19 protein-coding genes are annotated in these 19,597 nt (G+C 60.9%); 13 read left to right on the top strand and 6 right to left on the bottom strand.

Annotation, left to right across the window (positions count from 1 at the left end):
* Nucleotides 1-69: 69 nt before the first annotated feature.
* Complete coding sequence (locus tag ACIQJ2_RS09170; RefSeq protein WP_199148021.1) at nt 70-981, top strand: LysR family transcriptional regulator; 912 nt, start codon at nt 70-72, stop codon at nt 979-981.
* Nucleotides 982-1,034: 53 nt separating this feature from the next.
* On the opposite strand, the gene ACIQJ2_RS09165 is transcribed toward ACIQJ2_RS09170, so the two are convergent.
* Entirely contained in the window at nt 1,035-1,493 is a 459-nt protein-coding gene (locus tag ACIQJ2_RS09165; protein WP_400669797.1) for a carboxymuconolactone decarboxylase family protein, read from the bottom strand.
* Between the two features lie 135 nt (nt 1,494-1,628).
* On the opposite strand from ACIQJ2_RS09165, the gene ACIQJ2_RS09160 reads away from it, so the two are divergent.
* Complete coding sequence (locus tag ACIQJ2_RS09160; RefSeq protein ID WP_400669795.1) at nt 1,629-2,513, top strand: sigma-70 family RNA polymerase sigma factor; 885 nt, start codon at nt 1,629-1,631, stop codon at nt 2,511-2,513.
* Between the two features lie 5 nt (nt 2,514-2,518).
* Here the strand turns inward: ACIQJ2_RS09160 and ACIQJ2_RS09155 are convergent, their stop codons facing one another.
* On the bottom strand, nt 2,519-3,280 hold the full coding sequence (locus ACIQJ2_RS09155; protein WP_400669793.1) for an AraC family transcriptional regulator: 762 nt from the start codon (nt 3,278-3,280) through the stop codon (nt 2,519-2,521).
* Nucleotides 3,281-3,420: 140 nt separating this feature from the next.
* Between ACIQJ2_RS09155 and ACIQJ2_RS09150 the strand changes: the two genes are divergently transcribed.
* From ACIQJ2_RS09150 to ACIQJ2_RS09115, 8 genes are all read left to right on the top strand, one after another.
* A complete protein-coding gene (locus ACIQJ2_RS09150) occupies nt 3,421-4,368 on the top strand; it encodes a DMT family transporter (RefSeq protein ID WP_400669791.1) in 948 nt (315 codons plus the stop codon).
* A gap of 81 nt (nt 4,369-4,449) precedes the next feature.
* The gene (locus tag ACIQJ2_RS09145; RefSeq protein ID WP_400669788.1) at nt 4,450-5,172 is read left to right on the top strand and encodes a GntR family transcriptional regulator; all 723 of its coding nucleotides are present in this window, start codon (nt 4,450-4,452) and stop codon (nt 5,170-5,172) included.
* A gap of 101 nt (nt 5,173-5,273) precedes the next feature.
* Nucleotides 5,274-6,554 carry a cysteine desulfurase-like protein gene (locus ACIQJ2_RS09140; RefSeq protein ID WP_400669785.1) on the top strand — a complete coding sequence of 427 codons (1,281 nt, stop codon included), beginning with the start codon at nt 5,274-5,276 and terminating at the stop codon, nt 6,552-6,554.
* Nucleotides 6,555-6,733: 179 nt separating this feature from the next.
* On the top strand, nt 6,734-7,516 hold the full coding sequence (locus ACIQJ2_RS09135; RefSeq protein WP_400669782.1) for an HpcH/HpaI aldolase/citrate lyase family protein: 783 nt from the start codon (nt 6,734-6,736) through the stop codon (nt 7,514-7,516).
* A complete protein-coding gene (locus ACIQJ2_RS09130) occupies nt 7,513-7,728 on the top strand; it encodes a hypothetical protein (RefSeq protein ID WP_400669779.1) in 216 nt (71 codons plus the stop codon). The genes ACIQJ2_RS09135 and ACIQJ2_RS09130 overlap by 4 nt, the downstream gene beginning before the upstream one ends.
* Nucleotides 7,706-8,914, top strand: a complete 1,209-nt coding sequence (locus ACIQJ2_RS09125) for a pyridoxal phosphate-dependent aminotransferase (RefSeq protein WP_400669777.1) — start codon at nt 7,706-7,708, stop codon at nt 8,912-8,914. Before ACIQJ2_RS09130 ends, ACIQJ2_RS09125 begins: the two co-directional genes overlap by 23 nt.
* A gap of 82 nt (nt 8,915-8,996) precedes the next feature.
* On the top strand, nt 8,997-9,794 hold the full coding sequence (locus tag ACIQJ2_RS09120; RefSeq protein ID WP_400669774.1) for an ABC transporter substrate-binding protein: 798 nt from the start codon (nt 8,997-8,999) through the stop codon (nt 9,792-9,794).
* Between the two features lie 195 nt (nt 9,795-9,989).
* Complete coding sequence (locus ACIQJ2_RS09115; protein ID WP_199148097.1) at nt 9,990-10,664, top strand: amino acid ABC transporter permease; 675 nt, start codon at nt 9,990-9,992, stop codon at nt 10,662-10,664.
* A gap of 210 nt (nt 10,665-10,874) precedes the next feature.
* On the opposite strand, the gene ACIQJ2_RS09110 is transcribed toward ACIQJ2_RS09115, so the two are convergent.
* Together ACIQJ2_RS09110 and ACIQJ2_RS09105 are read right to left on the bottom strand one after the other, a co-directional pair.
* Nucleotides 10,875-11,390, bottom strand: a complete 516-nt coding sequence (locus ACIQJ2_RS09110; RefSeq protein WP_199148096.1) for a MarR family transcriptional regulator — start codon at nt 11,388-11,390, stop codon at nt 10,875-10,877.
* A 200-nt stretch (nt 11,391-11,590) separates the two neighbouring features.
* Nucleotides 11,591-13,159: a phytoene desaturase family protein gene (locus ACIQJ2_RS09105; protein WP_400669770.1), complete on the bottom strand. Its 1,569-nt coding sequence runs from the start codon at nt 13,157-13,159 to the stop codon at nt 11,591-11,593.
* A 394-nt stretch (nt 13,160-13,553) separates the two neighbouring features.
* Here ACIQJ2_RS09105 and ACIQJ2_RS09100 point away from each other — a divergent pair, with 394 nt between their 5' ends.
* The 3 genes from ACIQJ2_RS09100 (at nt 13,554) to ACIQJ2_RS09090 (ending at nt 16,529) form a co-directional block, all read left to right on the top strand.
* On the top strand, nt 13,554-14,336 hold the full coding sequence (locus ACIQJ2_RS09100; protein ID WP_400669767.1) for a cyclase family protein: 783 nt from the start codon (nt 13,554-13,556) through the stop codon (nt 14,334-14,336).
* A gap of 72 nt (nt 14,337-14,408) precedes the next feature.
* Entirely contained in the window at nt 14,409-15,998 is a 1,590-nt protein-coding gene (locus tag ACIQJ2_RS09095) for a phytoene desaturase family protein (RefSeq protein ID WP_400669764.1), read from the top strand.
* A gap of 24 nt (nt 15,999-16,022) precedes the next feature.
* Nucleotides 16,023-16,529: a MarR family transcriptional regulator gene (locus ACIQJ2_RS09090; protein ID WP_199148092.1), complete on the top strand. Its 507-nt coding sequence runs from the start codon at nt 16,023-16,025 to the stop codon at nt 16,527-16,529.
* 92 nt (nt 16,530-16,621) lie between these two features.
* Here the strand turns inward: ACIQJ2_RS09090 and ACIQJ2_RS09085 are convergent, their stop codons facing one another.
* Both ACIQJ2_RS09085 and ACIQJ2_RS09080 read right to left on the bottom strand, forming a co-directional pair.
* Entirely contained in the window at nt 16,622-17,932 is a 1,311-nt protein-coding gene (locus tag ACIQJ2_RS09085) for an MFS transporter (protein ID WP_400669761.1), read from the bottom strand.
* A 102-nt stretch (nt 17,933-18,034) separates the two neighbouring features.
* Complete coding sequence (locus tag ACIQJ2_RS09080; RefSeq protein WP_400669759.1) at nt 18,035-19,594, bottom strand: indolepyruvate oxidoreductase subunit beta family protein; 1,560 nt, start codon at nt 19,592-19,594, stop codon at nt 18,035-18,037.
* Between the last annotated feature and the right edge of the window lie 3 nt (nt 19,595-19,597).

Genomic DNA, 19,597 nt, shown 5'->3' with positions numbered 1-19,597 from the left:
TATTCGATCAGACTATTCACAATTACAAACAATCGACCTCTTCATTTTGTGGTCGAGGGACATCATGGAATGGACCAACTATCAGCAATGCGGGCATTCGCACGCGTGGTGGAGACGGGGAATTTTACCCGCGCCGCCGCAGCCCTTTCCATGCCGAAGGCGACGGTGACGACGCTCATCCAGTCGCTTGAGGCCCATCTTCACGCCAAGCTCCTGAACCGGACGACCCGGCGTGTCATGGTGACGACGGACGGCGCACTCTATTACGAGCGCGCCATTCAGATCCTCTCCGAAATCGAGGAACTGGACGGCAGCATCAGCAATTCGCAAAGTCTGCCGAGCGGCCGCCTGCGCGTCGAAATGGCCGGCGCCTTTGCCGAGCGGATCGTCATGCCGGCACTCTGCGACTTCCATCAGCGCTACCCCGATATCCATATCGACCTCGGCGTCGGCGATCGACTCGTCGACTATCTGGCCGAGAATGTCGACTGTGCGCTTCGCGCCGGCATGCCGAGCGACCAGTCGCTGATCGCCCGCCGCGTCGGCGAAATCCATCTCGTGACCTGCGCCGCCCCTCTCTATATCGAGAGGAACGGCATTCCGGAACGACCGGAGGATCTCGAGATCAATCACCATGCGGTCAGCTATTTCCGCGCGCAAACCGGCCGGACGGTCCCTTTCAGCTTCGAGCGTGGGAACGAGTCGCTGGAGATCACTCCACGCTACATCCTCTCCGTCAACGACAGCCGCAGCTACGTCCAGGCGGCGTTGCAGGGGCTTGGCATCGCACAGGTTCCAAGCTTCATGGTCCGGGACGCGCTCGCCAGCGGCGCGCTCGTCCCCGTCCTTGCCGGCTGGACGCGACCCGTTCTGCCCATGCACATCGTCTACCCGCCCAACCGCCACCTCAGCAACAAGGTGCGCGTTTTCGTGGACTGGCTGGCGAAGCTTCTGGTGACCGCGCGGGTCGGAGAAGCCTGAAACCAAAGCGTCGCCTTCTCCCCGAGCGGGGAGATGGATTGCGCCGGCAGCCCTCAATTCCAGGAGGCGCCCGCCGGCTGACGGACCGTCGAATTGAGCCGGTTCCAGACATTGTCGAGGGCAATCGCGACGATCAGGGCAGAGACCGCCTTTTCGTCGTAGTGCCTGGTAGCTTCATTCCAGATCTCGTCGGTAACGGCATCGGGCCGGTCGGCAAGCCGCGTGACAGCCTCCCCCAGCGCGAGCGCCGCACGCTCGGCGTCCGAAAAATATGGCATTTCACGCCAGGCGGACACGCCGACGATACGCTCCATCGTCTCACCCGCCTTCTGCAGCTTGCGAAAGCCCATATCGGTGCAGACGCTGCAGCCGTTGATCTGGCTGACGCGCAGATGCACGAGGTCCATGGTGCTTTCCGAGAGGCCACGATCTTTGAGGGAATTGCTGACGGCCAGAAGCGCCTGGAGCGTTTCGGGCAAGACGAGAGCTGGGTTCTTCATGCGAGCTTGCATTGTTTCTTTCCTCTGTTTTTGAGAGCGCTGTTGCGGCTCTCGTTCAGACGATGCACTTTCCTGCCGATCCGCTGTCACACCGGCCGGATTTCGTTCGTCATAGGTCTGACGGAACACGATGAGGGAATGTGACCGATGGACGAAAAAAAGTGGCAGGCAGAGAAATTCGAGGCGAACCGGCCGCATCTGCGCGCCGTTGCTTATCGCATGCTCGGCTCGCGCACCGAGGCTGAGGATGCGGTACAGGAAGCATGGCTCCGCCTGGTCAGAAGCGACACCACCGATGTCGAAAACCTCAGCGGCTGGCTGACGACGGTCACCGCGCGCATCTGCCTCGACTTGCTGCGCGCACGCAAATCGCGCCGCGAGGAGCCGCTGACGATCCATGTTCCTGAGCCGATGGTGGTACACGAGGCCGGAAACGGCACCGATCCCGAACAGGATGCATTGCTGGCCGATTCAGTCGGCCTCGCCTTGCTGGTCGTTCTGGAAAAGCTCAATCCAGCCGAGCGGCTCGCCTTCGTTTTACACGACATGTTCGATGTGTCTTTCGACGACATCGCCCCGATCCTCGGCCGCACCACGGTTGCGACGCGCCAGCTTGCGAGCCGCGCCCGCCGTCGCGTGCAGGATACGCCGTCGACAACGGAGGCAGACCTCACGCGGCAACGCCATGTAGTCGACGCCTTTCTGACGGCGTCCCGCATAGGCGACATGCAGGCGCTCCTCGCCGTACTCGATCCCGAAGCGATCTTCCGTCCTGATGCCATTGCTGCCCGCATGGGATCTGTCGGAGATATTCATGGACGCACTGCCGTCGCCGCGACCTTCAATGGCCGCGCGCAGGCAGCTTGCGCAGCCGTCATCAATGGCGCCGTTGGCGCCGTGGTGGTGATCGGCGGACAGCTCCGCATCGCGCTTCGCTTCACGCTCAATGAGGATAATCTGGTCACAGCGGTCGATGCGATAGCCGATCCGGAACAACTGCGCGCGCTCGATGTCATGCTGATCGAGTCATGAATGCGCTATCGCATCTGCGTCGGGCTCGTACCCGTCAGCCGGCGAAACATCGCGATGAAGGCGGAGGCGTTGCTATAGCCCAGCCGGGAGGCAATCCGCTGCACCGGCTCGCCGGCTTCGATCATCGATAGCGCGGCAACCAGCTTCGATCGTTGACGCCATTCGTTGAAAGAGAGGCCAAGGTCGTCCTGGCATCGGCGCGACAAGGTCCGTTCGGTCGTGCCCATCTGGCGTGCCCATTCGCTGAGCGAGTGCCGGTCGCCGGGATCGGCCTGCAATGCGCTGAGCACGGGACCGAGCAACGGATCGTCGGAGAAAGGCAGGTAGTTTTCACACCCGGGCGCCAGTCGAATCTGATCCACCAGAACCTGCGCAAGCCGTAGATCCTCGGCCGTGTCCGGCACGGTGATGTCCCGCGCCGCGAAATCCGCGAGGATGGCCTTCAGCAACGGGCTGATGCTCAGGGTCGTCGGCTTATCGGGCAAATCCGCACAGAGCGCGCGTTCGACATAGACGGTGACATAACGCAGATCGTGTTGATTGCGCGCACCATGCATGGTGTCCGGCGGCAGCCAGATGGCATAATGCGGCGGCGACAGATAGGGCACGCCTTGAATGTCGAATTCGCAGACGCCGGCAAGGGCATAGTTGAACTCGCCCCATGGCTGGCTCTTTCGGGGAAAGACCGTGCCAGCCCCGTAGTTCTCCGTCCGAAAGGAAACGGGATTCGGCGGATCACCCTCGATACGTGGAAGCCTGTCTGGCATGTCCTCATTTCATCACTCATTGTCCTAATCTCGTTATATACCACAATTCGGACAAAAGGTAGAAGAGCATCACGATAGCGAGAGCTATCCGCCACTCCTTTGTTTCGCAGCCAAGCCAGAACGACGTCGGAGACTGTTCAATGAACAACCAGTCGAACTCAACCGCATCCATCGCCAGCACTGCCGGTTTGGCGCCGCTACTGACGGTTCTGATCTGGTCAGGCAATACGGTCGTCACCAAGGCATCTGCCGGCGTCATTTCACCCGGCTCCATCTCCTTCTATCGTTGGCTGCTCGCCTTCCTCGTGCTCCTGCCCTTCGTCGGCCGCGCGGCTTGGCGCGACAGGGCTGCTCTGCGCGAGCACTGGCTCAAGCTCGCCGCACTCGGTGCGCTGGGCATGGTGATCTATCAGAGCCTTGCCTACGAGGCGGCGAAGACGACATCAGCGGTGAACATGGGGGTGATGCTCGCCCTCATGCCACTGCTGTCGACTGTGCTTGCCGGCCTCTTCGCGGGTGAAAGACTGACTGTGGCAAGCGTCGCCGGCGGCGGCATTTCCCTGATCGGGCTCGTCTACCTGACATCCCGAGGCGACCCGATGATGTTAATCAACGGCGGTTTTCATATCGGCGACGGCCTGATGATCATCGCCGTTCTCTCAAATGCGCTCTACGGCGTCATGCTGAGACGCTGGGCGATGCCGCTGCCCATGTGGCAGCAGCTCTTCTGGCAAATCGCTTTTTCGACCGTGTTGCTGATCCCTGTCTTCCTGATGGGCGACATCTCGCCCGTCACAACAACAAATCTGCCCCTCATTCTTTATGCAGCGATCCCGACCTCGCTTATCGCTCCCTTCTGCTGGATGATCGGCATCCATCGACTGGGAGCAAGCCGTGCCTCGCTGTTGATCAATCTCCTGCCCATCATCGTGGCGGCATTGGCTTGGATGCTGCTTGGCGAGGAGCTGCATTCCTATCATGCCATCGGCGGCGCCCTGGCCCTCATCGGCGTCGGCCTGGGGTTACGAAAAGCTCCGGCGATGGCGGAGGCGTCCGATCGGACGAGCTGGGAGACGGAGGAAGCCTGATCCCAATTCCGAGGCCCCTTTCCTTTCGCCCGCCCTTCGTTCTACGATGAACGAGTCCGCAGAAGCGAAAAGGAAGCAAGCGTGCGCATAGCCCTGGAACCGGTGTCCTCCAGAACGACGATCCAGGAGAGCGTCTATCAGCAGCTCCGGAATGCGCTGATGGCAGGCAATTTCGATCCCGGCCAGAGCCTGACCATCGCCTCGCTCGCAGAAACCTTCGGCACAAGCAACATGCCGGTTCGCGAGGCTCTGCGCCGGCTCGCGGCAGAAAATGCCCTCGAAGTCGCCGCCAACGGCTCGGCTAGGATTCCGATCGTCACGCTCGCGCGGCTGGACGATCTCTGCCGCGCCCGCATCGCAGTGGAGGGCCTTGCCGCCGAACTCGGCTTGCCGAACCTCACCGCGACTGATATCGCAACGCTGGAACGCATCGCCGGCGAACAGCATGTCATCGGCCTCGGTGCCAACGTCTACGACCTGATGGCCAAGAACCAGCAGTTCCATTTCACCATCTACAGCGCCTCCGGTTCCGAGGTGCTGCTGCAATTGATCGAAACCCTTTGGCTGCGCTTCGGCCCCTACATGCGCATGCTCTCCGCCTCGGTGGAGCCTTTAATGCGCAGCGGCCAGCTTGATCCTGCCGGCGAGCACGTCGCGATCGTCAAGGCGCTGAAAGCCGGTGATTTTGCCGCCGCGCGCGATGGCGTCGTCGCCGATATCAGACGCACCCACGAAATCCTGCAGGATTATTGCCCGGCCACACAGGAAGAGCCGCGCAAGGGCTCCGGCGCGGGGCGCCGCTAAGCTTCGGAAGCGAGATTGAGAAATTTGATTGAACCTTAAAGTATTTTGTGATCAAATGATCAAACTAGAGATTTCAACCCAATATCCAGAGCGAGATCCCCATGAGCTCCGCCGCTTCCGCATCGCAATTCGCCGGCCATAACAGCTTCCCGGTCGACGAGGTCCGCGCCATGTTCCCGGCCATCCAGAAGGCCGGCGATTTCGTCTTTCTCGACAATGCAGGCGGTGCGCAGGTTCCGCAGACGGTGGTGGACGCGGTTGCCAATCACCTGATCGATTTCAACGTCCAGCGCATGGCGAAATACCAGCACAGCCAGGGCGTCGACCGCAATCTGGATGAGGCGCGCGAAAGCGTTGCCATGCTGGTCAATGCCTATCGTCCGGAAGAAATCTCCTTCGGCCAGAATGCCACCTCCTTCATCCGCCTGGTGAGCCTCGGCATCGCCAAGCTGCTCAGCGAGCGCAACGAAATCGTCGTCACCGACATGGATCACGACGCCAACATCGCTACCTGGATGGCGCTGGAAGGCGACGGTGCCAAGATCGTCTGGTGGCGGATGCGCGAGGACGGCACGCTGCATGTGGAAGATCTGAAGCCGCTGCTCAACGACAAGACCCGTCTCGTCGCCTGCACCGTCACGGCGCATTCGATCGGCACGATCGTCGATGTCGCCGCTGTCTGCAAACTGGCGGCGGCTGCCGGTGCCGAAACCTTCCTCGATTGTGTCCACTACGGCCCGCACGGTCTGATCGACGTGCAGGCCTGGGGCTGCGACTATCTCGTCTGCTCCGGCTACAAGAACTTCTCGCCGCACATGGGCTTCCTCTGGGGTCGCTACGACGCGCTGGTCAAGCTTCCCACATTCAAGGAAGACTTCATTCCGGACGTGCCGCCCTACAAGATCGAAGTCGGCACCTTCACCTATGAAAACGTCGCCGGCATGAATGCCGCGGTGAAATACCTCGAAGGCCTCGGCCGCCGCTTCCTGCCGAACGGCGACCACAGCCGCCGTCAGGCGCTCGCCGCTGCCATGGGGGCGATCCGCCAATACGAGTTGATGCTGTCGCGCGAGATGATCGCCGTCCTCAAGCGCCACGGCGCCGTTATTTATGGCATCTCCGACGAAAACCGTCTCGACCAGCGCGTTCCCACGATCTGCTTCAACATGCCTGGCATCACGCCGCAGGAATTCGCCTCCGAGATGGGCAAGGAGCGCATCGGCCTGCGCGACGGTCATATGTTCGCACCGCGCCTGATGAAGCGCCTGGGTCTCTCGATGGAAACCGGCGCTATCCGCGTGTCACTGGTGCATTATAACAAGGTCGAGGAAATCGCGCGGTTCGATGCGGTCCTGACCGAGATCATGGCACGGCGCAAATAAGTCGTGTCCGTGAGCGGTGGCGGCGCCCGAACAACACCGCCACCGCAATGCCTGCGCGCCGCCGGCCCGATCGGCAGCGCGTCGAAAGCAACCTGATGCTCAAAAAAGAATGTCGCTTCGCAGCTAGGTCGTTTCGGTCTATCCCTCGTCGAGGGGACCATTGAAGTGTGAGGAAGAGGATGAGCGATTTCCGCCGGAACTGTATCGAGCGCAAGCTGCTTGTCGGCACCTTTGCCGCCATTCCGCATCCTGTCGCCATCGAAGTGACGGCAGCCTCCGGCGTCGATTTCCTCTGCATCGACTGGGAGCATTCGCAGATCAGCCGCGAGCGCATCGAGGATTTGATCCGCGCCGCCGACGTCCATCACGTTCCGGCCATGGTTCGTGTGCCCGGACATGCGGCTGAAGATATCGCAGCCGTATTGGATGCCGGGGCTACCGGCGTTCTCATCCCCCGCGTGTCGACAGCGGAGCAGGCCCGCGCCGCCGTGAAGGCCACACGCTATCCGCCACTCGGCGTTCGCGGCGTCGGCCCGGGCCGTGCTGCCGCTTACGGCTATCGCATCCCTGACTACCTCGCCAAAGCCAATGCCGAGCTCGTGCTTGCCATTCAGGTGGAGACGGCCGAAGGACTGGCCAACATCGCCGATATCGCCGCCGTCGAGGGTATCGACCTGATTTTCATCGGCCCCGGCGATCTTTCGGTCTCGATCGACGCGATGGGACCGGCCGGAAAGGACAAGCTTGACGCCGCCATCCGCACCATCACCAAAACTGTCCTTTCAGCCGGTCGCGCGGTCGGCATTTTCCGGCCGACACCGGATGATGTCGCGGCATGGTCGCAAGCGGGCATAAGCTTCTTCATTCTCGCAAGCGATACGATGTTTCTCGGCGCCAGCATGGCTGCCGGCGTCATCGATGCAAAGAAGTCGGGCGGCGGCTTGGAGGCGAGAGAAAAATGATTTATTCCAAAGCCTTACGCCCGGCGGAAGCCACTGCCGGCTCGGGCAGGAATGTAGACTTTTTAAGCTTAAACTTTAGCCTTGAAATGCATTGGTTTTTGGATAACCATTCGAAAATGAAGGGCAATCGAGGCATGAGTTTCAGCAATCGTTTCGTCTCTTCAACACCGGATTCCCAGGGGAAATTTCTTGTCTCTTCTGCCGCAGCATAACCTGCCGAACACGATCACGGGCCGCGATGCTCTCGAAGGCATCCGCGCCCAGATTCGTGACATGCGCACCGACAATATTGCCGTGCTCGCCAAGCGCGCCCGGGAACTCGGCGGCGTCATTCCGCTCTGGTTCGGTGAAGGCGACATCGTGACGCCCGCCTTCATTCGCGATGCCGCAAAGAAGGCGCTGGATGACGGCGCGACCTTCTATGTCCCGAACATGCGCGGGCTGCAGACGCTGAACGAAGCGCTGTCGGATTACCAGACGCGCTTGCATGAACGTCCGATCCCGATCGAGCGCACCACCGTCGCTCCCGGCGGCATGCAGGCGCTCTATATGGCGCTTGAGCTGCTGGTCGACGTCGGCACCAACGTCGTCTACGTCGCGCCGCAATGGCCGAACATCCACAACGCCATCCACCTGATCGGCGGCGAGCCGCGTCCGGTCTCTCTCGATTTCGATACCGACTGGCGCCTCGATCTCGACAAGCTCTTTGCTCGCTGCGATGCGCGCACGCGCGCCATCTTCCTCTCGACACCCTCCAATCCCACGGGCTGGACGGCCTCTCGCGAGGAGATGCAGGCGCTGCTCGATTTCAGCCGCCGCACCGGCATCTGGATCATCTCGGACGAGGTTTACGCCCGCCTCTATTTCGACGGCGACATCGCCCCTTCGATCCTGCAGGTGGCCGAGGATGGCGATCGCGTGATCGCGATCAACAGCTTCTCGAAGGCGTGGGCGATGACCGGCTGGCGTGTCGGCTGGCTGACGCATCCGTCTGCCGTCGCCGACCAGCTCGGCGCGATGACGCAATATGTCAACAGCGGCACTTCGGCGATGGTCCAGGCCGGTGCAGCGGCGGCATTGCGTGAAGGCGAGCCGCTGATTTCAGAGATCCGCGGCCGCATCAAGGCCGGCCTCGACCTGGCCTATGAAAAGTTGCCGAAGATACCGGGCATGATACTGCCGGAAAAGCCGCGCGGCGGCATGTATGCTTTCTTCGCGCTGCAGGGAGAGCCAGATGCGACCGCGCTTTGCGAACGCATTCTGGAGACAGCCCGCGTTGGCCTGGCGCCCGGATATCATTTCGGAGAGTCGTCCCGCGCTTTCCTGCGCATGTGCACTTTCCGCGAAACCGAACAGATGCGCCTCGCCCTCGACCGCATGGTCGATGCGATGACATGAGACGGGCGCCCGCATGGGCGGACGGGAAATACCCGCGGGTAAGAGGAAAGCCCGCAACCATAACCAGAGGGAGACCAAGAAAATGCATATAACTCGTCGCAGTCTACTGGTCCTAGCGACCGCCGTCGGCCTGGCCGGTGGAAGCCATTTCGCCTATGCCGCCGATGTCTTGAACGTCGGTTCCTATCCCAACAACCCACCCTTCGAATACAAGACCGCCAATGGCGGCTTCGAAGGCTTCGAAGTGGATGTCGTCAACGAAGCGGCCAAGCGCGCGGGCATGACGACCAACATCGCCGACTACGGCTTCCAGGCCCTGTTCGCGGCAACGAGCTCTAAACGCATCGATGTGGCGATTTCGTCGATCACGATCACGCCGGAACGCCTGAAATCTCAGTCCTTCACCCAGCCCTACTATGATTCCGACATGGGCGTCGCCACCAAGGAAGGCAGCTCGATCAAGGCACTCGCCGATCTCAAGGGCGCGGTCGTCGGCGTACTCTCCGGCTCGACCGGGGAAAAGTGGGTCAACGACAACAAGGCTGCTCAGGGCTTTGCCGACGTCAAGGGCTACAACTCGCAGCAGGACATGTTCCTCGATCTCGGCGCAGGCCGCATCGACGCCGTCGTCAGCGATATCCCCGGCATGCAGTATCTGTTCGTCAAGACCAAGGGCTTCGCCATCAAGGATCGCATCAAGACCGGCGAACAGTACGGCCTGATGATGACCAAGGATTCGCCGCTCGTCGCCAAGATCAACGATGCCATCACCGCGATGAAGAAGGATGGCACGCTGGACAAGATCCACGAGAAGTGGTTCGGCGGCAAGGCACCGGCTGGCTCCTCCACCGTCACCGAATTGCCTATCCCCAAGGCGTGATCAAAAGATCATCATCAAAGTAAGCTACGCCGGTCGCAACGACCGGCGTAGATAAACGAGCAATTTCAGCAAGAAGTGCGAAGCACCCTTGCGTCCGGAGTTGCGTAAAAACAAAGAGATAGGGCATTTCTGCGGTTCTTTTAATGCAGAAATGTGCTGAACAATCTTGTCTTCGTCTTGCACACGGGAGTGCCAATGTCTTTCGTCGATACCTTCTTCAATTCCGACGTCATGATCTCGGCCTTCCCGCAATTGCTGCGCGGGCTCTGGATGACCATTGCGCTCGGCGTGGTCAGCATCGTGATCGGCGTGACCGGCGGCCTCATCGTCAGCCTGATCCGCCTCTATGCGCCAAAGCCGATCCAGCTGCTGATGATCGCCTATATCGACATCATGCGCGCCATGCCGATGCTGGTCGTGCTGATCCTGATCTACTACGCACTGCCTTTCGTCGGCATCAGCCTCTCGGCCTGGTGGTCGGCGATCATTGGCTTTTCCATCGTACTGGCGGCCTACTCCGCCGAAGTCTTCCGCTCGGGTATCGAGAGCGTGCCGCGCGGCCAGTTCGAGGCCGCAGCCGCCCTTGGCATTCCTTTCCTGATCACGCTCTACAAGGTCGTGCTGCCGCAGGCGGTCCGTATCGTTATCCCGCCGACGACGAGCAACTGCGTCTCCATGTTCAAGGATACGTCGCTTGCCTCAACCGTGGCGCTGCCGGAGCTGCTGAAAGAAGGGCAGAACGCGCAAGGGCTCTACGCCAACCCCTCGCCGCTTATCATGGCAGCGGTGATCTACGTCATACTGCTCTGGCCGATGGTCCGTCTGGTGAGCGTGCTCGAAAAGAAGTTCAAGAGCGAGCGCGCCCGCTAAAGCGCGTCGCGATCTCTAAGATTCGCTTCATGCGCTTTAGCTCTTTGATTTCCCGCATGTCGTAGTCGCAAAAACCGCTGCACACTTTTGCCCGACATGCTCTAGGCACCTCAACGAAACGCACATGGCGGTTTCGCGCGGAATCATCCGAAGACAATAGAGGGGAGCGGCCTGGCGTTTCAGAGAGACGCTGGGCCGCTGAAACCGTCGTCAGTCGAAGTCGCTGCCGGACAGATGGTTGCTGACCGACGTCTTTACCGCACCGATGTCCTGCCAGAGCTCGGTGACGATGGCGGGATCGACATCCGCCATCATATCGCGCAGCCAGCCTTCATGGGCGGCTGCCATGGCGCCAAACAACGTCACCCCTCTGTCCGTCAGCTTCGCGACGGTCACGCGCCGGTCACCATCAGGCGTAACGCGCAGCACCAGCCCGTCCGTCTCAAGCCGTTCGACCAGGCCCGTGACATTACCGTTGGTAACCATGGTGCGCTTGGAAAGCTCGCCGAGACGCAGACCATCGCGTTCGCGATAGAGCTGCGCCATCAGGTCGAATTGGGGCAACGTCGCGCCGAACTCGTTGCGCAGCCGGCGGCGGATTTCTTGCGAGATCAGCTTCGTGGTCGACAGCATCCGCAGCCAGAGCCGCAGTTCCAGCTTTTTACCTTCCTGCGCTCCTTGAACGATGATCTCCAAGTCAACGGTTGCACTCTCAGACTCTGTCATGACGTTGCCTCGGTCTATCGTTCCGCATCACTCAGATAAGCGATCCCGAGCATTTCCGCTTTTCTTCGCAAAGCGGAAATGCTGCGTCTTCTCGTTGCATACCGCATTCCGGACGGAAAACCGCTGCGCACTTTTCCTGGAAATGCTTTAGGGAACGATATTTGAAATGTCAAAGGTTTGGGCGTCAAGTCATATGGCGGTCACTTCGCCAGCATTTTCCCCAACATGAAACCGGAGCCGGCTCCCGTTCCCGCGCCCGGCCATGTGGAGGCCCCGCACATGAACAGAGATCCCACAGGCGTCTTGTAGCGCGAGTAGCCGGCAACGGGACGAAACAGGAAGTTCTGGTCGAGATGGTGGCTGCCGGAGAGATTGTCGCCGCCGACGAGGTTCGGGTTCTCACGTTCGAGATCAACCGGCGAGAACACCGACCGTCCCAATATCTTGCCGCGCAGACCCGGCGCATAGCGTTCGGCGATATCGAGGACGCGCTCCGCATAGGCCTCCTTGATTGCGTCCCAGCTATCGCCGGTAATTTGACCCGCCGCATCGCCGCGGAATTCCGCCGGCAAAACGCGCACCTGTATCCAGAGCGTATGCTGACCGGAGGGCGCACGCGAGGGATCGATTGCAGTGGGTTGGCCAATCACCAAAGCGGGTTCAACAGGCAGCAAGCCGCCCATCGCCTCGGCATAGCAACGGGACATCATTTCGAGATCCGGCGCGATATGGACGTAGGCGAAGTTCTGCAGCGCTTTGCCTGCCGTCCAATCGGGAAGGCTCGATAGCGCCAGATGAATCATCATCGTGCCGGGGCCGGCCCGGAAGCGTGAGACTTTGTTGTCAAACGCCTGCCGCGACGAATCCTGATTGAGAAGCTTGCCGAAAAGAAGCTGCGGATGGACATTGGCGATAACGGCGCGCTTCGCTTCATAGCGCCGCCCATCAGCGAGGACGACGCCGGTCGCTTTGCCACCTGATGTTACGATCTTGTCGACCCGAGTGCCGAGCATCAGCTCGCCGCCCTTGCTCTTCAGCACGGCGGCCATCGCCTTGATGATCGTATCGGCTCCGCCCTTGCCGATGACCATGCCGAAGGCCTGATTGGCCATGGATTCGAGATAGGGAAACAGCGCGCCGCCAGCGACATCGGGTGCAAAATCGAGATGCAATCCCCAGGCCGCCATCATCGTCTTCAGCTTGGTATTCTGGAAACGCGCATCGAGAAAATCGCGCGGTGAGGCAAACAACATGCGTGCCGTATCGTAAAGCCAGCCGGTGCCTTTCTGCCGCCAGGCTTTCCAGACCACCTTTGCGGCTGTTATCGACGGCATCGGAGATCCAAGGAGACCGAAGATATGCGGGGCATCCGCCCCGAACTCCGAGAGCATATGACGCCAGGCGGCGGCGTCCTGGGGCGATATGTCGGCAATGGCGCCCGCGGTCTTTTCCAGATCGGTGCTGACGCCAAGATAGGTGCCATCCCGGAAGACGCTGGCAAAGCAATCGGCTGCCGCCACGAAGCCCAAGCCCGCAGCCGAAAGCTCGTCCTTGTACTGCGCAAAAAAGGCGGAGCCGGCGAACATGGAAAGGTTCATGGCGCAAAGATCGTGCCTAAAGCCCGGCAGCGTCACCTCCCGGGTTTTGACCGCGCCACCCGGCTCCGCATTGCCCTCGATGACGGCAACCTTCCAGCCCTTCGCCGCCAGATGCACCGCCGCCGCAAGACCGTTATGGCCGGCCCCCACTATGATCGCATCATAGCTCATCGTCTGCCCCTCATTCGTCGGTTATTATTATTGTCACATGCATACATCTTGAGCTTTAAGCTTCAAGCATTTATTGACGCGAATTTCTTACGCGGAAGCAACCAAAGAGAGCATTCGCTATTATCACAGGATGATTTGTTTTTATTTACAGCGACTTAACAAAACCCAAGAGGCAGCTCGAAAGGGTCAATTTTGGACACTTGGCCCGCGCCGGAATGCTTGCAATATCATATATTGTGACATAGGCTCCCCACATTCCGCCGCTGCGTGGACCAAGTGCTCAGAGGAAAGGCACCCCGCGTCCGGCGAAAAATGGATTCACGCTAGATCCCGTCAGAAGTCCCGCCAAGCGGCTCTTTGCACGAGTTCCTGCGACAACGAAGGGAACGTTATCATGACTGCCACTACACTCGCCAGCCTGGCCTCCGCCCTGATTTCGGGTGCCGTCAAGGTCGTCGACCTCACGGCGCCGCTCGGCCCGGAAACCCCGGTCCTCTATCTTCCGCCGCAGTTCGGCAAGAACACGCCGAACGTCAAGGTCCACACGATTTCCGAATACAACCAGGACGGTCCCTTCTGGGCCTGGAACTGGCTGGAACTCGGCGAACATACCGGCACGCATTTCGATGCACCCTGTCACTGGATCACCGGCAAGGACAATCCGAACAACACGACGGATACCATTCCGCCGCAGAATTTCGTGGCACCGGTCAATGTCATCGACCGCTCCAAGGAAGCTGCTGCCAATCCTGACTATCTGCTGACGGTCGACAGCATCAAGGAATGGGAAGCGCAGCATGGCGCCATCGAAGCCGGCAGCTGGGTGCTGCTGCGTACCGACTGGTACAAGCGCAACGGCTCCACCGAGACCTTCCTGAACGCCGATGAAAATGGCCCGCACTCCCCCGGCCCGACGGCCGAAGCAATCGAATATCTGGTGACCAAGGGCATCATCGGCTGGGGTCAGGAAACGATCGGCACCGACGCCGGTTCGGCCGGCGGCATGAACCCGCCCTTCCCGGCACACAATCTCATGCACAAGGCGAACCGTTATGGCCTCGCCAGCCTCTCCAATCTCGATCAGCTTCCGGCCAAGGGTGCCGTGCTGATCGCCGCTCCGCTCAAGTTCGTCAAGGGCACCGGCTCGCCGGTTCGTGCGCTTGCGTTGATTGCATGATAGGCTGGAAAGGCGGGAGTCCGGGGGCGGGCTCCTCCTTTCCAACTATCTTGCCTATGAGGGGCAACGGCAATGGGCGATTATGACTACATTATCGTCGGCAGCGGCATAAATGCGCTTGTCGCAGCCGCTATGCTCGGCAAAAAGGGCCACAGGGTGCTCGTCCTCGAGCGCAACGACCGCATCGGCGGTTGCCTGCGTACCGAGGAGATCACCGAGCCCGGCTTTATCCACGACGTCATGGCGACAACCATGGTGCTGTTCCTCACCTCGCCGGCCTATGGTGCCATCGGCAAGGATCTTGAGGCGCGTGGGCTGGAATTCGCCCATGCCGATCTTCCGACGGGCGTGCTGCGGCCCGATGGTTCGCATGTCATCTTTTCCAAGGACAGGCGCCGAAACATCGCCACCTTCGACGAGCTGTCGCTCGGCGACGGGCAAACCTTCTCTCGCGAGATGGAGGCGCTTGCCGCCGATGCGCCGTTCCTGTTTTCCCTTCTCGGCGGGGCGCTGTGGTCGGGATCAACCCTGAAGGCAGTCGGGAAGCAAGGCTGGAGCCGGGGCCTGCGCAAACTCGCAGCCTGGTTTGGCGACGCGCTGACGCCCGCTCGCGGCTACCTCGAAGCCAATTACAAGTCCGAGGACATTCATGCGCTCTGGGCGCCCTGGGTCCTGCATTGCGGTCTCGGGCCGGAAAGCGCCTATTCCGCCGAGATGTTGAAGGTGATCGGCTTCGCCATTGAGCTTGCCGGCGCGCCCATCGTCAAGGGTGGCGCCGCAACCCTGTTGACCGCCTTCGAGCGTCTGATCGCCGATAATGGCGGCGAAATCCGCGTCAATGCCGACGTGGCGAGCATCATTCCGGGGCCTAACCGCCGTGCAGACGGTGTGCGGCTCGCCGGCGGCGAGACATTGCACGCAAAGGCGGGAGTGATCTGCTCAGTGACACCCAACCAGCTCTACGACAGGCTGATGGGCGATTGGCCGGACCCAATGCCGGCAGAGGTGAAATCGGGAGTTGCCAATTACCGGTACGGCAAGGGCGACATGCAGATCCATTACGCCTTATCGGAGCCGCCGCGCTGGAAAGCCGATGCCGAACTCGGCAAGGTCGCGCTGCTGCATCTGACCTCCGGCCTCGACGGCGTCTCCCGCTCTGCCAACGAATGCGAGCGCGGGCTGCTGCCCGCCGAACCCACGATTTGCGTCGGCCAACCGGTCGCGCTGGACCCCAGCCGTGCGCCTGAAGGTAAATCGATCCTCTGGCTGCAGCTCCCCGAAGCACCGCGCCACATCAAGGGCGATGCCGCAGGCGAGATCGCAACGCCGGAGGACGGCCGCTGGACGGAAGAGGTTCGCGAGCGCTATGCCGACCGCATCGAAGCGATACTATCGAGCCATATCGAGAATTTCTCGAAGATAAAGCTGGCGCGGCGATCCTATTCTCCGGGCGATCTGGAGGCGATGAACATGAATCTCGTCGGCGGCGACCCCTACGGCGGCTATTGCGGCCTCGACCAGTTTTTCATCTGGCGTCCATTCAAGTCATCTGTTAACCACCGCACCCACATATCAGGCCTGTACCACATCGGCGCTTCGGCACATCCCGGTCCAGGTCTCGGCGGAGGCTCCGGCTTCCTGCTCGCATCATCGCTGAAGTAACAGGTTTCCTAGGGAGCATCGTCGATGGAGGAACGGTTTTCAGGCACCGTTTTGAGGCGCAAGCAGGATGAGAACGCCAAACGCCCCACCATGGGCGAAATCGGCCTCAACCACTTCGCGCCCTACCTGATGAACCGGCTGATGGCCCGCTGGAATGCCAATCTTTCCGAAGAGCTGCGCGAATACGACATGACGACCGCCAAGATGCGAACGCTCGCCGTTCTGTGCGTCTCGGCCAGCCTCACCATCAACGAGCTCTCCGTTTTTGCCGTCACCGAACAGTCGACGATGAGCCGCACACTGGATTCGCTCGAACAGCAGGGCTACATCCGCCGCCAGCCGCGTGTCGAGGACATGCGCATCCGCGACGTCTCCATCACAGAGGAAGGTCGTGCCGCCTTCGAGAAGGTGTGGCCGACCATGTACGACCTGTTCCTGCAGATGTTCGACGGCGTCGACGAAGCCGAGTATCGCGGCTTCATCTCGACCCTGCACAAGGTTCTGCACAACATCCGCAAGCACGAGATCTAGAGCATTTCCAGGAAAAGTGCGTAGCGGTTTTCCGTCCGGAATGCTTAAAAGACAATAAGATAGAGCGGGCCAAAAGGCCCGCTTAGATCAGATCATCGCTTGTTGGGAATGAGCGCCGTCGCCAGTGCCGCGATGGCGGCAATGATGGCGAAGACGTAGAAATTCCACTCCGGACCGACATTCAGGCTGGCGATATATCCGCCCATAAGCGGCCCGGAAAGCGCGCCGATGCGCGAGAAGCTCAGCGCCCAGCCGGTGCCGGCGGCTCGCACGAAGGGCTGCAGGTAGGCAGCCAGATAGCCGGTGAGGATCAGCGATGCAGATACCGTGCCGAAACCGGCGATGGCGACGACCGTATAGTTCAACCAGATGGAGCCTTTGAAGGCGAGAAGCGCGATACCGACGGCGCCGAGCAGATAGGACAGCGTCACGGTCAGCCGCACGCCGAAACGATCCGCCCATTGACCAAGCACGATACCGCCGATTGCCGAGGTGAAGCTGAAAACCGCCAGAAACAGCAGGCTGTCGCCGAGATCGTAGCCGCTCTTGCGCATGATCTGCGGCAGCCATTGAGCCAGCCCGTAGACCAGGAGCAGCCCCATGAACAGCGCAATCCAGAAGCAGGCGGTGGCAAAGGCATTTCGCGGCGAGAAAATCTCGCCCAGTACAGCGCGCCAGCCGAGGCTCCTTTCCCGCGGCGCATTTCTCGCCGGAACGGAAACGCCAAGCCTGGCGGCCAGACGTTTCGCCTTCTCGCTTCGTCCCCGCGCCACAAGGAAATCGAGGGATTCAGGCAGCAACCACGCCATGACGGGCACGAACAGAACCGGCAGTGCACCCACCAGAACGACCGGCCGCCATCCATGATCCGGCAGCAACCATCTGCCGACGAGCGCAGCGGCGAAAAGACCGAGCGAATAGCCCGAATACATGATGCCGTAATTAAGGTTCTTCTTCGCTGCCGGCGAATACTCGATGGTCAGCGCCGCCGCGAGCGGAATGATACCCCCAAGGCCAAGACCGGCGGCAACGCGACTGACGCCGAACCATGTCGGTGTCGGCGACCAGGCGGTGAGCGCCGTGCAGACGGCAAAGAGCGAGAGACATGCGAGAAACATCGGCTTGCGGCCATAGAGTTCGCTGAGCGTGCCGACGACAATGCCGCCAACAAGCATGCCGAAGACGGTATAGCTGCCCATCGCTCCGAGCTGCAGCGGCGAGAGATGCCAGACATTGTCGGTGGAGAGCGCCGGCAGAATGGCACCGAGGACACCGACATCATATCCTTCGGCGAAAATCGCCAGCCAGCAGATAAGCACGACGACGAGGCTTTTGGCATGCGAGATCTCTCCGCCGCGAGGACCAGAAGGGTCCCTCGCAACGCCATTTCGAAGACTGTCCATGCAATGGTTCCCTTTTGGAAAGTATCGGTCTTGGCCGATATTGTCTGCATCCCGAGGACGCACGGGGCGGAATACCCGCCCCGTTCAATTGGTCTGAACGTGTCAGAGTGTCTCTACGGTCTTCAGCGCGCCGTCGAGAGCGCTACCCTTTTCATCGAGGAGCGCCGCCTGCCGCAACCGCTTCATCCAGGCAGCGCCGTCTTCACGGTCACGCAGCAACGGCAGCGCAGACATGACGCGATCGAACTTCGACAGGCCGCGCACATGCGTATCGGAATAGCCTTTGACGAGGCGGCGATTGCCAAGCACCTCGACGGCCAGATCGTAATTCGCGGTCAGCAGATTGGATGCTGCGGTCAGCCAGGCCTCACGATGCTCGACCTCACGCGAATGGCGCAGGGTGCCGCGACGAATACGGCGCAGCCCGGAGACCATGTAGAGGCCGAGGAACCAGAACAGCGTGCCGGTCTGAACGCGCCGGCCCTTGTTGACGAAACGGTCGAGCCGCTCGAACAGGCGCGGACGGTTCTCGATCCACAGGCCCATGCCCTTCGGCATGGTGCCGCAGACTTCGTCCATGCGCGGATGCATGTATTCGGTCATGTAGACGAGCTGGTCGTCCTTGGCGCCGACCTCCTTGCGCACGCGCTCAAAGCGCGAACCGCGCACTTTCAGATCGGCAACGCGAATGACATCGTCATAGGCCATGGCAACGGCGACATATTTTGCCGCCTGGACGGTGAAGGCGAAGTCCTTGGTTGCACCGCCTGCTTTACGGTCCAGCGCATGAAGCGCTGCAACGCGGCTTAGATATTCGTCGGCATAGGCCGGATCCTGATAGTCGGTCAGTCGCTTGGCACCGGCAAACAGCAGCGGATGGGCCACTTCAGGAAACTCCGCGCGGATGCGATTGACCAGCCGGTCGAGTGCCGGGTGGCCGGCCGTCTCCGGCAAAGTGTCGAAATGCTTCGGCGGAGTTGCGGAAACAGCGTCGCGCGGTTTTTCCTTGACCCTGTCGAAAGCAGCATTGAACGCTTTGAGGCTCGGCTCGATGCCCTTGCCGCCGGCGCGAATCATCGCCTCGAAAGCCTGCTTTGCGAAAGGAAGCGCACCGGAACCGGCCAGCGCGCCAAACATGGATGCGGAAATCACACTGCCGTTCTTGACCGCGAGTGTCTCCATGTCAAAGGCGATCGTGCGTTTGGCGGCAAAATCCGTAGCGTCGACCACGACCTCCGGGTTGCCGATGCCATCGCCCGGCTTCTCCTTCTCGCCCACAGCAAAGGAGCGATGCGTCGAAGCAATCAGCACGGTCTTGTCCGGGGTGACCAGGCCGCGCAGCACGGAACGACCGGCCTCCATCAGTTCGGCCGCCATGACGACATCGACATCGCCGGGGGTCGGCATCAGCGAGAAGATCGGCGCATGGCCATCGCGGGCTGGCAGCATCTCGATGTAGTAGATCGTCGCACCCGTACGCTGCGCCACGCCGGGCACGGATGTCGTCTGCGCCATCCATCCCTCGGCTTCTGCAAGGCCGACGATCCAGTCGGCCAGCACGCCACCGCCCTGTCCGCCCATGGCAAGAACGGCAAGCGACAGCGGTTTGTCCGTGGAAAGTCTGTTGGCGCCGAGGTCACTCATGCTCACATGCTCGTTCATATC

Source organism: Rhizobium sp. NPDC092011 (genome assembly GCF_044756305.1).
In the GTDB taxonomy this organism is placed as follows: domain Bacteria; phylum Pseudomonadota; class Alphaproteobacteria; order Rhizobiales; family Rhizobiaceae; genus Rhizobium.
Note: the sequence above shows the minus strand (reverse complement) of the source record. Positions and strands in the feature narration are given on the sequence as shown.

What these genes read in the sequence shown, in the direction of transcription:
- ACIQJ2_RS09170 (WP_199148021.1), top strand. Translation starts at nt 70, where the DNA reads ATGGACCAACTATCAGCAATGCGGGCATTCGCACGCGTGGTGGAGACG.
- ACIQJ2_RS09165 (WP_400669797.1), bottom strand. Translation starts at nt 1,493, where the DNA reads ATGCAAGCTCGCATGAAGAACCCAGCTCTCGTCTTGCCCGAAACGCTC.
- ACIQJ2_RS09160 (WP_400669795.1), top strand. Translation starts at nt 1,629, where the DNA reads ATGGACGAAAAAAAGTGGCAGGCAGAGAAATTCGAGGCGAACCGGCCG.
- ACIQJ2_RS09155 (WP_400669793.1), bottom strand. Translation starts at nt 3,280, where the DNA reads ATGCCAGACAGGCTTCCACGTATCGAGGGTGATCCGCCGAATCCCGTT.
- ACIQJ2_RS09150 (WP_400669791.1), top strand. Translation starts at nt 3,421, where the DNA reads ATGAACAACCAGTCGAACTCAACCGCATCCATCGCCAGCACTGCCGGT.
- ACIQJ2_RS09140 (WP_400669785.1), top strand. Translation starts at nt 5,274, where the DNA reads ATGAGCTCCGCCGCTTCCGCATCGCAATTCGCCGGCCATAACAGCTTC.
- ACIQJ2_RS09135 (WP_400669782.1), top strand. Translation starts at nt 6,734, where the DNA reads ATGAGCGATTTCCGCCGGAACTGTATCGAGCGCAAGCTGCTTGTCGGC.
- ACIQJ2_RS09130 (WP_400669779.1), top strand. Translation starts at nt 7,513, where the DNA reads ATGATTTATTCCAAAGCCTTACGCCCGGCGGAAGCCACTGCCGGCTCG.
- ACIQJ2_RS09120 (WP_400669774.1), top strand. Translation starts at nt 8,997, where the DNA reads ATGCATATAACTCGTCGCAGTCTACTGGTCCTAGCGACCGCCGTCGGC.
- ACIQJ2_RS09115 (WP_199148097.1), top strand. Translation starts at nt 9,990, where the DNA reads ATGTCTTTCGTCGATACCTTCTTCAATTCCGACGTCATGATCTCGGCC.
- ACIQJ2_RS09110 (WP_199148096.1), bottom strand. Translation starts at nt 11,390, where the DNA reads ATGACAGAGTCTGAGAGTGCAACCGTTGACTTGGAGATCATCGTTCAA.
- ACIQJ2_RS09105 (WP_400669770.1), bottom strand. Translation starts at nt 13,159, where the DNA reads ATGAGCTATGATGCGATCATAGTGGGGGCCGGCCATAACGGTCTTGCG.
- ACIQJ2_RS09100 (WP_400669767.1), top strand. Translation starts at nt 13,554, where the DNA reads ATGACTGCCACTACACTCGCCAGCCTGGCCTCCGCCCTGATTTCGGGT.
- ACIQJ2_RS09095 (WP_400669764.1), top strand. Translation starts at nt 14,409, where the DNA reads ATGGGCGATTATGACTACATTATCGTCGGCAGCGGCATAAATGCGCTT.
- ACIQJ2_RS09090 (WP_199148092.1), top strand. Translation starts at nt 16,023, where the DNA reads ATGGAGGAACGGTTTTCAGGCACCGTTTTGAGGCGCAAGCAGGATGAG.
- ACIQJ2_RS09085 (WP_400669761.1), bottom strand. Translation starts at nt 17,932, where the DNA reads ATGGACAGTCTTCGAAATGGCGTTGCGAGGGACCCTTCTGGTCCTCGC.
- ACIQJ2_RS09080 (WP_400669759.1), bottom strand. Translation starts at nt 19,594, where the DNA reads ATGAACGAGCATGTGAGCATGAGTGACCTCGGCGCCAACAGACTTTCC.